11 protein-coding genes and 1 pseudogene are annotated in these 14,090 nt (G+C 42.1%); 6 read left to right on the top strand and 6 right to left on the bottom strand.

The genetic code is table 11. The features are described 5' to 3' along the window. Positions 1-50: 50 nt before the first annotated feature. Together L2730_RS01050 and L2730_RS01045 are read left to right on the top strand one after the other, a co-directional pair. Positions 51-1,130, top strand: a complete 1,080-nt coding sequence (locus L2730_RS01050) for a hypothetical protein (protein WP_248972890.1) — start codon at positions 51-53, stop codon at positions 1,128-1,130. 659 nt (positions 1,131-1,789) lie between these two features. Beyond that, on the top strand, positions 1,790-4,309 hold the full coding sequence (locus L2730_RS01045; RefSeq protein WP_248972889.1) for a PKD domain-containing protein: 2,520 nt from the start codon (positions 1,790-1,792) through the stop codon (positions 4,307-4,309). A 42-nt stretch (positions 4,310-4,351) separates the two neighbouring features. On the opposite strand, the gene L2730_RS01040 is transcribed toward L2730_RS01045, so the two are convergent. Continuing rightward, positions 4,352-5,245 (bottom strand): LysR family transcriptional regulator, encoded by an 894-nt coding sequence (locus L2730_RS01040; RefSeq protein WP_248972888.1) that lies wholly within the window; start codon positions 5,243-5,245, stop codon positions 4,352-4,354. A 97-nt stretch (positions 5,246-5,342) separates the two neighbouring features. Between L2730_RS01040 and L2730_RS01035 the strand changes: the two genes are divergently transcribed. Continuing rightward, positions 5,343-5,942 (top strand): short chain dehydrogenase, encoded by a 600-nt coding sequence (locus L2730_RS01035; RefSeq protein ID WP_248972887.1) that lies wholly within the window; start codon positions 5,343-5,345, stop codon positions 5,940-5,942. 239 nt (positions 5,943-6,181) lie between these two features. Here the strand turns inward: L2730_RS01035 and L2730_RS01030 are convergent, their stop codons facing one another. After that, positions 6,182-6,523, bottom strand: coding sequence for a hypothetical protein (locus L2730_RS01030; RefSeq protein WP_248972886.1), 342 nt, complete (start codon positions 6,521-6,523; stop codon positions 6,182-6,184). Between the two features lie 398 nt (positions 6,524-6,921). On the opposite strand from L2730_RS01030, the gene L2730_RS01025 reads away from it, so the two are divergent. Then, positions 6,922-7,089: a hypothetical protein gene (locus L2730_RS01025; protein ID WP_248972885.1), complete on the top strand. Its 168-nt coding sequence runs from the start codon at positions 6,922-6,924 to the stop codon at positions 7,087-7,089. 103 nt (positions 7,090-7,192) lie between these two features. On the opposite strand, the gene lysS is transcribed toward L2730_RS01025, so the two are convergent. Both lysS and prfB read right to left on the bottom strand, forming a co-directional pair. Next, positions 7,193-8,695 (bottom strand): lysine--tRNA ligase, encoded by a 1,503-nt coding sequence (gene lysS / locus L2730_RS01020; protein ID WP_248972884.1) that lies wholly within the window; start codon positions 8,693-8,695, stop codon positions 7,193-7,195. Between the two features lie 12 nt (positions 8,696-8,707). Then, positions 8,708-9,806 (bottom strand): peptide chain release factor 2 gene (gene prfB / locus L2730_RS01015; protein WP_248972883.1). Its coding sequence is split into 2 segments (ribosomal slippage): positions 8,708-9,730 and positions 9,732-9,806, totalling 1,098 coding nucleotides; the frame shifts between segments, so codons are not numbered across the junction. 415 nt (positions 9,807-10,221) lie between these two features. On the opposite strand from prfB, the gene L2730_RS01010 reads away from it, so the two are divergent. After that, a complete protein-coding gene (locus tag L2730_RS01010) occupies positions 10,222-11,214 on the top strand; it encodes a pentapeptide repeat-containing protein (protein WP_248972882.1) in 993 nt (330 codons plus the stop codon). Between the two features lie 363 nt (positions 11,215-11,577). On the opposite strand, the gene L2730_RS01005 is transcribed toward L2730_RS01010, so the two are convergent. Further along, positions 11,578-11,982 carry an MAPEG family protein gene (locus tag L2730_RS01005; RefSeq protein WP_248972881.1) on the bottom strand — a complete coding sequence of 135 codons (405 nt, stop codon included), beginning with the start codon at positions 11,980-11,982 and terminating at the stop codon, positions 11,578-11,580. A gap of 352 nt (positions 11,983-12,334) precedes the next feature. Then, positions 12,335-13,340: pseudogene (locus L2730_RS01000) on the bottom strand (transposase). Between the two features lie 189 nt (positions 13,341-13,529). Here L2730_RS01000 and L2730_RS00995 point away from each other — a divergent pair. Beyond that, a complete protein-coding gene (locus L2730_RS00995) occupies positions 13,530-13,970 on the top strand; it encodes a hypothetical protein (RefSeq protein ID WP_248972880.1) in 441 nt (146 codons plus the stop codon). Positions 13,971-14,090: the final 120 nt, after the last annotated feature.

Below are 14,090 nucleotides of genomic sequence, written 5' to 3'. Positions count from 1 at the left end.
AAGGTTTTCAGACATTTACGTTTGACTACTAATAATGGACACACCTCAAAATGAAACAGCTCATCGTTACCCTTTTAATGCTATTTACTTTCAGTGCTCATGCAGCTTTTGACAGTAAAGAATCTGTCTACGCAAACCTACTCAACAGTAATAATTTGCAGAATGTAAAACTGGGTGCCAAAGCGCTACACCATGATCTACCTGATAATGTCGAGCTATGGGATTTAGCCGCCTTTACCATTTGGTCAATGAATGACAATGGTGACAAGAGTAATGCAGAGTTTGACGACACTATCTCTTGGCTGGCGAAAGCCATTGGTGAAAGTCAGCGAGGGCGATACCAAACACTGTTAAACGAACAGTTAAAGCTGGCACAATCGAGTAAAGTAAGGCGCTACTTTAAGGGGGCAATCAAAGAACTCAACAATACTGAAGAGCTACAATTTGATGCTACAAACTACACTGCACAAGTAGCGTTGAGTGACCCTAAGCATATTCGGGCGACCGCTGAAAACTTCAAAAGAATAAAAGTTGGCGACACCTTAGAAGTGGTACTTTCATTGCTTGGGCAGCCAGATGGGGTCGGACAGTATATCCGAAGTTATAGACGCCCTTTTATTGGTCGTCAGACGTTTCAAAATTTGCGCTTATCGTACATTAACTTTGGATCTATGGAACTTAGGTATGAGAAGACACATTGGCTGGTTGACCTAAAATCAAAACAAACTGATGCTGATATTTCTGCAGTTTCTGCAGATTTTCGCGATCTACTCTCTCGCCTTGTCAGCAATGATGTCACTCAAATTCGCAGCGCCGCTAGAGAGGCAATAAAACTACCATTAACCGATCAAGTAACACTCGATCATATCGCGCAGTATATTTGGGACAACCAAGACACCCAAAATGACCAATTTGCAGACTCCCTTGCTTGGCTATGTAAAGTATTAAGCAACAGCAAAAATGGCCGCTATAAAGAGATATTAGCAACTCTTGCTCAAAAGCCAATCCATAAGAAAATAACTCGCTATGCAGCCAACTCTGCTAAAAACTTACCCATTAGTGCAGAGCATTTTACCCCAGCAATAAACACCAAAACGGCTGAAACTCCAGAGGAAAAAACAAGCTTATAAGATTCTAAAATCCAATAGAAAACCAGTCGTCAGGCTGGTTTTTTGTCGATAGTATTCGACAAATGACTTAATAAACCCCACCTTATTACCACCATGATACTCGCGGTCATGAACGACAGTGGTTGCTAAGCAGTAACGTTGCAATATTCAACGCAACCCATCTTATCTAAAGCCTATTTAGCTCACAGTCGCTCAATGTTCAACCAAGGTTAACATTTAATATCCCAAGTCGTTATTGGGTTAATTTGATGTAGAGAATTCGCTGTCATTAAATCCAAAAAACTAAATAAGTAATACCTTGATTTTATACAAATAAATAAATATTCTTGTAAAGAATCACGCCTTATCCTTTACTATATCAACAGAAAACTACTTTTTAGATCCAAACTGCAGTCGTAAAGTTCACCTCTTACTCCCCAGCTAAGATAAATAACCGTATGAAGATACAAATTCAGTCGATAAACCCTAACTAAACTGTTGGCAAATAAATTTAGTTGCCTTTTAGTTATGACAATGTAAATTCACGGCAGCTATTTGTAATTAGCCACAACCTTAAACACTACATATTTATTGTAAGTGCTTAAAAAGGAATTAGAGCAGTATCCAATCTTTATGTGGGCAACAGGTTTACCAAATAATAATTATTAAAAAGGTAACGTATGTCTCAAAGAACACTCACTTCATTAGTTGTATTGCCTCTTACATTGGCGTTAACAGCGTGCGGTGGCGGTAGTGATGAATCAACGCCCGCTCCCCAGAACCAGATACCACAAATAGCACCCATTGCAGGGCTGACAGTTAAAGAAGGATTATCGCTGACAATCAATGCTAGTGCTTCAGATAGCGATGGCAGCATCTCTAGCTATCAATGGCAGCAAACCGCGGGTATTGAGGTACAACTGAGCAATACTGATAGTGCTAATGTCAACTTAACTATTCCCTCTGTCGACGAAGACCAAAGCGTAACACTTAAGCTCACCGTTACAGACAATGAAGGCGCTACAACCTCTACTTCAGTTGATGTAGCACTGCTCAACAATTTAGCGCCAACCGTGAGCATTGAACCTCTCAATCAATTCGATGAAGACAAGACTTACACTGTAATAGCCACAGTCGCAGATGAAGATGGTGATATAACAGCAACCCAGTGGCAGCAGGTCTCGGGCAGTACCGCTGCACTTTCAGGTGAAATGAGCGACACACTCACGATAACAATGCCCAAGGTTGCTCAGGCTGAAACAGGACAGCTTAAATTTACCGCCACCGATGACAACGGCGAATCAACGGAGCTGTTACTCGATTTCACTCTCAACAACACCCATCACAACATCGAACTCTCAGGTAATGCCAATAACAATGGTAATCTCATTAGTGATACCGATATTACATTAACGCTAAATGAGCAAAACTTTGTCACCACAACTGACGCCAATGGTAATTATACTCTGCCTGTAGATATCGATATGTTGCAACAACAAGGTTCCTACAAACTGAGTGCAGACATAGCTCAAAATCCACTTGTTCGAACCGGGCTAATTGCTGAGTTGCTGCAAAATGTCACCCAAGCTCAGCCAGCATCAAAAGCGTTAGCAAAAAAAGCCGCTGCGCTACAACAGACTTCAACAGCGAATGGCAATATAAAAGCCGACCTCAATAGTTTGACCACTGCTGACTACCTGTATTTAGTCACCCTTTTTGGCGATAGTGACTTTATTACTGACGCAGAAGTTGATGCCAAGGCACTTGCCGCACGTTATAAAAATATTGATACAGAGTTACTGTTAGAAATAGCGACAGCATTGAGTTATGCGGCGGATACCAACCAAACACTACCAACCAGCAATGGCATGGTAGGACTCCAAGAATATTTAAGTGATATCTATGCCGACGATGCAGGTAAAGCGCTGTTTGACTCATTATTAAGCCAACAAAAACAACACACTGGCAATAAGGCTAGTGAATTTTTAGCAAATGGTAAAACCTACTACGCGACCTTAGCCAGTGCACCTGGCACTGTTAGATTAGGCCTGCCATTTAACTTATCCTACACCTTTGCAGAAAATGGTCTCTTCACCCAGCAGAGTCTTGACGAAATCATTACAGCGAGTTGGTCGGTTGATGGGAGTGGCATTGTAGTTGATGCCTCATCTTGGTCAACGCAAGTTCAGTCTGATTGGATAGAAGGGGTTCAAGATCCAGCCAATTGCACCTATACACCAATAAATAAACGTTTTGAGATGATCAAGGGGCGCTTTAAAGGTGTGCAACAAGCAGTCGAAATCTTTAAGCGTCATCGTGTGTGCGTAGATAGAGATAATGGCATTGAGGTTGCTAACGAAATCATCGATGAAGAGATGTATTTCACAGCCTTTAATATCGAAGATATAGAAGTCTGGCAAGAGAAAGATCTACAAGGACAATCTATTGTCTTTGAACATTATTCTGAAACCGCACTTGAGTTAAACCGCCTGCAAGATAGCTTACCTGCAATGACTTATCAGTTCGATGATAATGGCAGCGGTTCGGTGTTGGAAAATAATGCTAATTTCACTTGGCTTATCGATGCTGATGGCGCACTCACAATGAGTTTCGCTGACTATAGCATTCGTTGGCTAAAACTGTTTGACGATCGCTCTGACCGTAAAGGTGGCGCATCGGTATTTGCCCTATATAAAAAAGGGGAGATCAATGTACAGTACACTAATATGGCAACCACACTATCAACATCGAGCTGGCAAGCCAGTGATTTGGTGGGTAACTGGGATCATGGTTTTAGCAGCAGTCAGCCCAAATATGATGTCATGGGTTATGGGATCAAATGGGAGTTGTTAGCCGACGGTAGCGCGAACCTAAAAGCAACTTCTGCAGATGGCAGCATTTTGTACAAAACAACTCCGCTACAATGGTATATGGAAAACAACCGAGTGGTTCTGTACCGTTCGCTTGAATGGCAAAATGGTAATCCAACTAGCAGTAATTGCGATCCTCGAAGCGATAGTAACTGCTCATATCGTCAGTACAGAAGTTGGCAGTTATTAGGTCTACATGGTAATCGTTATTACGTACTTGAGTCACTCTATGACAATGGTAACCCTTGGCAAGATGGTCCATTAGCCCTAGAAGATATTGCTGTGCATCACCGCACTAACTTTTATCAGCCGTTCAAAAAAGGTCAATAGTCACTCATAGCCTTGATTATCTATCAGCTAAAAAACCAGCCATTAGGCTGGTTTTTTTTCAATAAGAAATTCGATTAACGCTCTAAGGGCAGGATTCATCAATCTGTTGGCTGGGAATACCAGTGAAACAGGCGTTTCATCAAACTCATAATCCTCTAAAATTGGGCAAAGTTCACCAGAATCTAAATACTGCTGCATCAAAAATGAAGGCAGGTAAACGATTCCATGGCCATCAGCGGCAAATCTCGCAGCAACTTCACCGTCATTGGCCTGCACAAAACCTTTTACAGTAATCGTCGACTCCTTGCCCGCTTCATTAAAGCGCCAACGACCTGGCTGACGGTTCGAGCTATCAAGCACACATTGATGCTGGCTCAACTCTCTCGGATGTTTAGGCAAACCATGTAGCTTAATATAGTCAGGGCTCGCAACAAAATGCACCTTAATAGAGGTGTATTGCCGTGCAATCAAATTAGAGTCCGCAAGCTCGCCAATTCTGATACTTAAATCCACCCCCTCCTCAACCATGTTGACGAAACGATTTAAGAATAGCCATGAGATCCGTACATCAGGATGCCGCTTAATAAACTCGCTAGTGCTGTGCAGGTAACCTAATGCCGCACTCCCTTGAGGCGCGGATATAGTCAGTTGCCCTGCTACTTGCTGCAGCCTTTCACTGGCAATATTTTCGAGACTATCTATCCGCGCAATAATCTCTTTAAACTGCTCGAGGTAATATTCGCCCTCACTGGTTAAATGCATCGCTCTGGTGGTGCGATATAGCAGCTGTGATGAAAAATGACTTTCCAAATCAGATACATGTTTACTTACCGCCGACGCCACAATATTCAGCTCTCGCGACGCCTCAGTAAAACTCTCTCTTTCAGCCACGATGACAAAACTTCGCATAGCTTTTAATAGATCTATTTTTCTCATTTGGAGAATATTCATTTCATTTTTAGGTTATTTATCAAATATACATGAACAATTATAGTGACTCCATCATCTACAACGAATCACCTTGGAGCAACACATGAAAATATTACTTATCGGTGCATCTGGAACTATCGGCGCAGCAGTAGAAACTGCTCTTAAGCCTGAGCATACAGTCATCACAGCTAGTTTTAGTGGCGGCGATGTGCAGGTTGACCTTGGCAATACTAAATCCATTAACGCGATGTTCAACTCTGTAGGCAAGGTAGACGCCGTTATCTCTACTGCTGGATTAGCATCGTTTGCGGCATTGAATGAGCTGACCGAAGCAGACTATCAACTAGCGCTACAGAACAAGCTCATGGGGCAAATCAACCTGATTCGAATTGGTCAACAATTTATCAACACTGGCGGTTCGGTTACCCTCACCTCTGGAGTATTATCACGTGAGCCTATGCATGGTAGCAGCGTTATCAGTATGGCCAACGGGGCTTTAGAGAGCTTTGTAAAAGCGGCAGCACTAGAACTCGATACACTGCGTGTTAACGTCGTCGCACCTATCTTTGTAAAGGAAACCATGGCAATGATGGGCATGGATACAACGTCAGGTTTATCTGCTGCAGATACAGCAAACGCCTACGTTGCAGCTGTAACCGGCGACATGAGTGGCAAAACACTCGATGCACCGGATTTTGTCTAATGTTTTTATAGCCTAAGTTGAACGTCTTGCACGCCTGCTTTAACTGGACGCTTATGTCAGTCAATAGAAGCACTCTGTCGACGAGAGTGTTTCTAATCTCAATAGCTAACGCGTTTAAACAGCTTTAGCTAAGCGGAGCACATATTTCAGTTATAAAAAAAGCAGTTAAGCTCAGGCTTAGCTGCTTTAATTCGGATTAATATCGGTGAGCAACTAAAGCCTGTAAGTCTCAATCAAGACTAACTCGCTTTAACAAATTCACTTTCTCTAGCAAATGTTATTGCAGCATCACAGATCTTAACCTGTTGTTGTTTGTTGGCCGCTTGGAAGTGCTTCATATAGAGATCCAGTGCGTCACTTGTCTCCTTTGACATCACCATATCTTCAATACCAGCACCTCTATGTGCCATGGCAGACTGTCCGACAATACTACCTTCTATCTGCATGCCATGTTCAGCATAAAATGTGGTACAAATCATTAGACTTGCCATGCCTAATGCCACATCTTGGTCTAACTGCTCTGCGCTTGCTTGTCCTGCAATCAAGCAGCTTAAAAGACCCGCCAATAAAACTTTTTTCATTATGATAAACCCTTTTAAAAAGTCATCATCTTCCTGATACCTTTATGGTATTCAGTGTTTCTCTTGTATCTAGAGCCATCATTCTCTATTGATGAGGCTAGCATGCTGCCTATTTATTTGTATGTGATACCCAACCGAGTTAACCGTTTTCGAATCAATTCTGTGTGCTCTATCACTAAATTTTTAACTGTTAAGCTTACCTTTTAAAGCCTTAACAGATTATATTTTATAAAAATTTAGCTGCACATGTATAGGAAATTTGGCCAGCCAACAAATTAGACTTTTAGGTTATTGAATCTCATTTACATAGTCGTTTATGCTAATTTTGTAACGCGCAATTCGGCGCGAATAAATTGACTAGGCTAGATGTTTGCAGTTGGTCTTAATTAAGGATGATTATGAAAACTAAACTACTGACAGTACTGACTACTTTATCTTTTGGCGCTGGATTGATCGCAGCGGTTAATGCTAACCCAATGCAAGATGAACAACGCTACTGTGCAGCTAACCCTGTCGATTGTTACTGCGAGTATCGCGGTGGTGCAAAGGTATGCTTTATTAAGTAATACCAACCAGTACAATTTATCGAATAATATTCGGTAATAAAAAAACCAGCCGATTGGCTGGTTTTTTATTTTACTCAAAGAGCAAAAGACACGTTCCTAACAATTAGCCTTGTGGGCGCATCGCTGGGAATAAGATCACGTCACGAATAGTGTGCGTGTTAGTAAATAGCATCACCAAACGGTCGATACCAATACCTTGACCCGCTGTTGGCGGCAGGCCATGTTCTAGTGCGCGGATATAATCTGCGTCATAGAACATTGCTTCGTCATCACCAGCATCTTTAGCATCAACCTGTGCTTTAAAGCGGTTGTCTTGATCTTCTGCATCGTTAAGCTCAGAGAAACCGTTAGCCACTTCACGGCCACCGATAAAGAACTCGAAACGGTCAGTGATAAAGTGGTTTTCATCATTACGACGTGCCAGCGGAGAGATGTCTGCAGGGTACCCAGTAATGAAAGTAGGCTGCATTAGCTGAGGCTCAGCAGTTTCACCGAAGATCTCTTCAAGTAGCTGACCACAAGTCCAGAACTTCTCGATTGTCATGCCGATGCTTTTCGCAAGGTTACGCATAAACTCAACGTCTTTAACTTCTTCATAAGTCATTGACTGAATCGTTTCGTTATCTGGGTTGTACTTCTTGATCGCATCCAACATGCTTAAACGCGCGTAAGGGCCACCAAAATCAACCGTATGCTCACCGTATGGCAGCTGAGTTGAACCACACAGATCAGTGGCAATAGAGCTTAGCATCTCTTCGGTAAGATCCATCAGATCTTTATAGTCAGCGTACGCCATGTAGAATTCCATCATAGTGAATTCTGGGTTATGACGAGGAGACAAGCCTTCGTTACGGAAGTTACGGTTAACTTCAAATACACGCTCAAAGCCACCAACAACCAAACGCTTAAGGTACAGCTCCGGTGCGATACGCAGATACATAGCCATATCTAAGGCATTATGATGCGTTTCAAACGGGCGAGCTGAAGCGCCACCTGGGATGCTGTGCATCATTGGGGTTTCAACTTCCATGAACTCTTTTTTGATCATGAAGTTACGGATTGCTGAAACAACCTTTGAACGCATGATAAAGGCTTCACGAGATTCTTCATTAACAATCAAGTCAACGTAACGCTGACGGTAACGAGTTTCTTGATCTGACAAGCCGTGGAATTTTTCAGGCAGTGGACGCAGTGCTTTAGTTAGCAACTGGTACTGTTCCATGTTCACGTAAAGGTCACCTTTACCAGAAAGGTGCAGCTTGCCCGTCACGCCGATGATGTCACCGATATCTAGACCTTGGAAAGTGGCTTTAAGATCTTTTTGAACATCCTTACCCGCATAAGCTTGGATACGTCCGCTCACATCTTGGATAACCAAAAATGGGCCACGCTTAGCCATAACACGACCAGCGATTGAACGTTGAACATCCATGCCTTCAAGCTCTTCTTTAGTATGGTGACCATACTCAGCTTGGATATCTGCCGCTTTGTGTTTTCGATCGAAGTTGTTCGGGTGACCGTTTGCAGGGCAGTTCGCGCGAATGTGCTCTAACTTGGCACGGCGTTCTGCAATTAACTTGTTTTCATCTTGTGTTTGTTCAGTCATCTTCTTCTCTCGTTAAAGGCCAGATTTAAGGCTAGCTTCAATAAACTTGTCCAGATCGCCATCTAAAACGCTCTGGGTATTTCGGTTTTCAACGCCAGTACGCAGATCTTTAATACGTGCATCATCGAGCACGTATGAACGGATCTGGCTCCCCCAACCAATATCTGATTTGGCATCTTCGGCGGCTTGCTTATCAGCGTTCTGTCTAAGCATCTCTAGCTCATACAGTTTCGCTTTTAACTGTTTCATCGCAGCATCACGGTTCTTATGCTGCGAGCGATCATTCTGACACTGCACCACAGTGTTGGTTGGCACGTGAGTAATACGAATCGCAGATTCAGTCTTGTTCACGTGCTGACCACCCGCGCCTGATGCACGGTAAGTATCAATTCTAAGATCAGACGGATTGATATCAATCTCAATCGAATCGTCAATCTCTGGGTAAACGAACACCGAACAAAAAGAGGTGTGACGTTTGCCCGATGAATCAAACGGCGACTTACGCACTAAACGATGTACACCGGTTTCGGTACGCAGTGAGCCAAAGGCGTATTCACCAGTAAACTTAATGGTAGCGCCTTTAATGCCAGCAACATCACCATCAGTCACTTCAATCAGTTCAGGCTTATAGTCGTGGGCTTCACCCCAACGCAAGAACATACGCAGTACCATATTGGCCCAATCTTGCGCTTCTGTTCCGCCAGAACCAGACTGAATATCTAAATAACAATCGGCTGCATCATGTGGACCAGAGAACATACGGCGGAACTCAAGTTCCTCTAACCGTTTCTCAAGGTCATTCAATTCAGCGCTTGCATCGTTGAAGGTTTCTTCATCATCTTCTTCAACAGCAAGTTCAAGTAATCCTTCAATATCTTCTAAACCGCTATCCATATCGTCGATAGTCTTCACTACCGCTTCAAGTGCGGAACGCTCTTTACCTAGCGCTTGTGCATTGTCAGGATTATTCCAAACCTCAGCACTTTCAAGTTCTCTGCTAACTTCTTCTAGACGCTCACTTTTAGCATCGTAGTCAAAGATACCCCCGAAGAAGGTCGGTACGGTCAGCGAGCTCCTTGATTTTGAACTTAACTGGATTTACTTCAAACATGATTTAGCCAACTTTTTAATTAGTTTTGCCGACGACAAGCAATGACTTGCAAGCGTCTCAATTATATACAGATAGAAAACCCGCTATTTTAACCTATGCATGGGTTGAAACCTAGCCGCAAAACCGATCAAAACAGCAATTTTATTCAACAATATTAGCTAAAGCGCTAAAAAGTGACTTTTAAGCTGTTTTCGTATTCTGCTGATTGCTCTTAGTCACCGAAATTTGAGCTGCAACACAACCAGTAAACCGTAGTTTTGTGGTTAACCTATTCTAGATGAAAGATAAGCAGCCACAGTCTACATAGCTAAAATAAGCACCATATCTCAAAAGTCTCTGAAACAAAAAAAACACTGAAAACAGCAACAACTTCTATACTGAAAAGACCAGTGAATGCAGAGCCCATAATCCGCGAATGCCGCCAACACATGACCAAGCGTTGATATGCCGTTATCATGAGGAAAATAACCACACTTGCCGAGAACCCGCAGGTGACTCAGGCTTGTGCTACTGGCACGACCCAAAGTTTATTAAAGACAGACCCGAAGATATTCAACAGCTTGAACAATACGCCAGGCGTGGTGGGCAACTTAGGGGCATCAGCCTCAACCATGCCAAACTTAGTGGAGTAGATCTGGTGCGCCACCAGCAAAAAGTTGGCTACGATCTCAGTAACGCCGAGCTCTATCGCGCCGATTTAAGTGGCGGTCACCTGTTTAATATTAACCTTACCGATGCCAGTTTAATGAAGGCAGATCTACGAGAAGCTAACCTACACTGCGCCAATCTTAATGGTTGTAATTTGCTGGGAGTGAAATGGATTGGATCCAAAATAGAGAACATGCATGCAGGCAAGATCCTGCGTCAGGAAAAGCTCGCGCTAGCGGCTGAAAAATGTGGTAACACAGAAAAAGCCATGGACTATTTTGAGCAGGCAGAAGAGATCTATCGCGATCTACGCAAAGCTGCAGAACGTGAAGGGCTGTTCGCCATGTCAGGTGAGTATATTCGTAAAGAGCTGACCATGCGCCGCCATCAAATGCCAAAACGTTGCGTAAAACGATTTATCTCTAAAGCGATTGACCTGTTTTGCGGCTACGGCGAAGCGCCATTAAGGGTGATAGGATTCTCGCTAGTATTGATCCTGTTTAGTGCCATTTTGTATTTTTTCACTGGGCTTAACTTCGACGGTGAAATTCACCAATTTAGCTTAAACAACAGCTTGGTCGATAATCTATTTATCTTTCTCAACTGCATCTATTACTCAGTCGTCACCTTTACCACACTCGGTTACGGCGACTTCACCCCCATAGGGATCTCCCGCGCAATCGCCGCATTCGAAGCATTCACCGGCAGCTTCACCATTGCGTTGTTTGTAGTGGTTTTTGTGAAGAAGATGACCCGTTAACGAGAGCTTAGTGGCTCCAGTGCTTAAATGTATTAAGTGCAGCAGCGCGGGGTTAAGAGAATATATCGCAATCAAATACAACTCATCCCCATTGAACTTTTGCAAGTCGCCGTGAATATATCCCTATAGGCTCTGCTAAATCATCCATGATTTAGAAGCTTGCATAGCTCAACTCAGCTCAATAGCTAACAAGCTTATTGTTGCAGTGTGGTCAATTAATATTGGCCAAGTTCTTAGAGTTCAACACTTATGGGAGCGTCTCTTAGGCGCGGCATAATCAACGACGACAGAGCAGTCACTCAAGCTCGGGCGGAGACTGTAAATGCATCATTAACTATAGCTGACACTTCTCTGCTTAATTGACTAAAACCATGCCAAGATGCCTACAACGAACATTGCCATTAGGCCGATTAAACTAACTAAAAATGAGATACTACGGAGTAGCTTTAGATTAGAGTAATAAAATAGCATATGAGCGATACGACCAGCCAAATAAACTATGGCACTAATATTAAGCCATACTGGATTTGCAGACGATAAAATAGAAAACGCGACAAAAAGAATAAATATCGCGACACTTTCATTTGTATTTGATAGTGCCCTTGATACACGAAAAAGGAAGTCGTTGTGGTCAGCGCTGATCGGATGACCCGGAGTGTGCTTTGTTTTAAGCCCGATAACATCCAAAATAACTAGCTGAATAAAAAATATTAATCCGGCTAAGCCCATGACTAGTACAGTGATTTTATATGGTTCGATAAATTCCATTTTTCAATTCCTTTTGACTATGTATGTGATTGCCATTAACAATGGGGGTCTATATATTACCCGCGAACTCTCGCGCCGCTATTAACTATGTAAAAGGTATCACTCCCTACAAACACGGGCTTGTTCAAAATAATCATTAGCCAGCCATTGATAATCAACAACATAACGAGCTAGGAGCTAGACTTCAACGACCTAGTCGTATTCTTATCATGAATATTACTCGTTCAAGAGAATCTAAGTGTGAATTATGCAAAAAATGATGAAATTTGGTTGAAATAGCTTTCAGAGAAGTGCTGTTGGTTAACTCAGCGAATTTGTCTGAGGTCAGTTGATGTTTTAGTAACATTTAGAGTTAGTAGCTTTGCATATGCTCGCAACTGATTGAAAAATGCCGTCGTCGCCTGTTGAGGTGTTCGCAGTAACGACTCAACTCTTGCAGCGTCCCCACAGGACCACGAAATAGTTGGCTAAATTCGGCGACGATTTTAATCCAATTTGCAGCTGGAATATTTAGCCTATTGAGGATAGCTTCTGCACTGGAAGATATTGCGCCACGCTTGTCATCACGGATAACTCGACCCGTTTCATCAACCAGAATTAAGTAGTCTTTTAGTGAGAAAGCAATGCCTTTAGGCTGATGTACCCTCTCATTACCAATAAAGGGTAACAGCTGCTTGGGCTGTTCACCGCTCAGCGCCGCTTTGACTCTTAACTTGATACTGGTGAAGCCTGATTTTTCAGGTGTACACGCTATTTGAGCGCGTACGGGGTTAAGCTCGACATACGCCATACAAGCTAGAACAGCCGCTTCATCCAGCAATGCCTGAGACTTAAAGCGCCCCTCCCAGAAGTGTCCGGTACAGTTATCCTCAAGGTTAGCTTGTCTAGCAATCGGTTCATTGAGGCACCTCATAAACTAGCTTATATCACTGAGCCTAGAGCGGTAAGTTGCGATGAGGTGTTTGAGTTGCACCACTAAATGCTCATCGATAACTTCACCTATAGCGAATTTCTGCGTGAGTGCTGTACCATTAAACAACCTATGCCATTGCTCTACAACCTCTCTATCTGACCAGCTATTCGCCATTTCAAGGTCAATATAAAGCACCACATGCAAGTGATTACTCATCACAGCATAAGCTGCGACATCAATAGCAAATACCTCACTTAGCTTGAGTATTTGTTCTTTGACCCAACCACGGCGATGGTCGTAGTTTTTGCCAGTGTATTTATCGTCACCACACACTTTCTGCTTCTACAGCATGCACGCCGAACAACACGGCTACAACAGTGATAATAGGGTCTTCTTACCAAACATAGTGCTCAATACTAATGAGAATTCGTCTTGGGCGCGGCATACAACTTTCTTGTTAAATACTCAAATCAAGTATAGTAGGAGGGGGTATATGTGCCATTAACTATGGGTGGTTATGTATTTGTTCAGGCAATACTGAGAGCTGAAATATAAAACGAACTACTTATTGATAGAATTAACTCGTTAACATATTGTATATAACACAGCATTTACACATAGAGGTACCTCACGGATGAGAACACTATTTTCATTTATAATTGTTTACTTACTTTCATTTAACGCCTTTGCTATTAACATTGATTTCAAAAGAACAGAATGGAAGGAACTAGATCTTCCAAACAGATTCCCTCAAACATTTTTCGTTTCAAAAAAAATAACTCCACTGTATTTTGAAACTGGTGAAAACTTCAGCCATCTCAGTGAGTTCCTAATGAAACTAAATAAAAATGAGTTAAAAGTAGATATTGAAGAAGATGATAGAATAAAAATAAAAAAAATGACCACATTGCTTTTAAAGTCAATTAACAACCAGGGTATTGACATAAAAAAAGGCTATCTTATTAATGTTTCAGTTAGTAAGTTATTCACATGTGGCCCGTGCACTGAACAAGAAAGTTACGTAAAAATACTAAATCTAAATAACATTAACGTCATCAATATATATTTAATTTAAATAAAATTAGCATCATAAAAATATACTTAGTTAGATTATTAAGAATACTCTATATTAAAAAACACTCTTAACACACTAAAAGGATTTAAAAATGAAAAATAAACTTCTAGGCACATTCGC

Origin of the sequence: Shewanella kaireitica (assembly GCF_023284045.1) — a bacterium.
GTDB classification, from domain to species: Bacteria; Pseudomonadota; Gammaproteobacteria; order Enterobacterales; family Shewanellaceae; genus Shewanella; species Shewanella kaireitica.
Note: the sequence above shows the minus strand (reverse complement) of the source record. Positions and strands in the feature narration are given on the sequence as shown.

Bases quoted from the DNA above. Each gene is read 5' to 3' on its own strand.
- L2730_RS01040 (WP_248972888.1), bottom strand. From the start codon at position 5,245: ATGAGAAAAATAGATCTATTAAAAGCTATGCGAAGTTTTGTCATCGTG.
- L2730_RS01030 (WP_248972886.1), bottom strand. From the start codon at position 6,523: ATGAAAAAAGTTTTATTGGCGGGTCTTTTAAGCTGCTTGATTGCAGGA.
- L2730_RS01045 (WP_248972889.1), top strand. From the start codon at position 1,790: ATGTCTCAAAGAACACTCACTTCATTAGTTGTATTGCCTCTTACATTG.
- L2730_RS01010 (WP_248972882.1), top strand. From the start codon at position 10,222: ATGCCGCCAACACATGACCAAGCGTTGATATGCCGTTATCATGAGGAA.
- L2730_RS01025 (WP_248972885.1), top strand. From the start codon at position 6,922: ATGAAAACTAAACTACTGACAGTACTGACTACTTTATCTTTTGGCGCT.
- L2730_RS01035 (WP_248972887.1), top strand. From the start codon at position 5,343: ATGAAAATATTACTTATCGGTGCATCTGGAACTATCGGCGCAGCAGTA.
- lysS (WP_248972884.1), bottom strand. From the start codon at position 8,695: ATGACTGAACAAACACAAGATGAAAACAAGTTAATTGCAGAACGCCGT.
- L2730_RS00995 (WP_248972880.1), top strand. From the start codon at position 13,530: ATGAGAACACTATTTTCATTTATAATTGTTTACTTACTTTCATTTAAC.
- L2730_RS01005 (WP_248972881.1), bottom strand. From the start codon at position 11,982: ATGGAATTTATCGAACCATATAAAATCACTGTACTAGTCATGGGCTTA.
- L2730_RS01050 (WP_248972890.1), top strand. From the start codon at position 51: ATGAAACAGCTCATCGTTACCCTTTTAATGCTATTTACTTTCAGTGCT.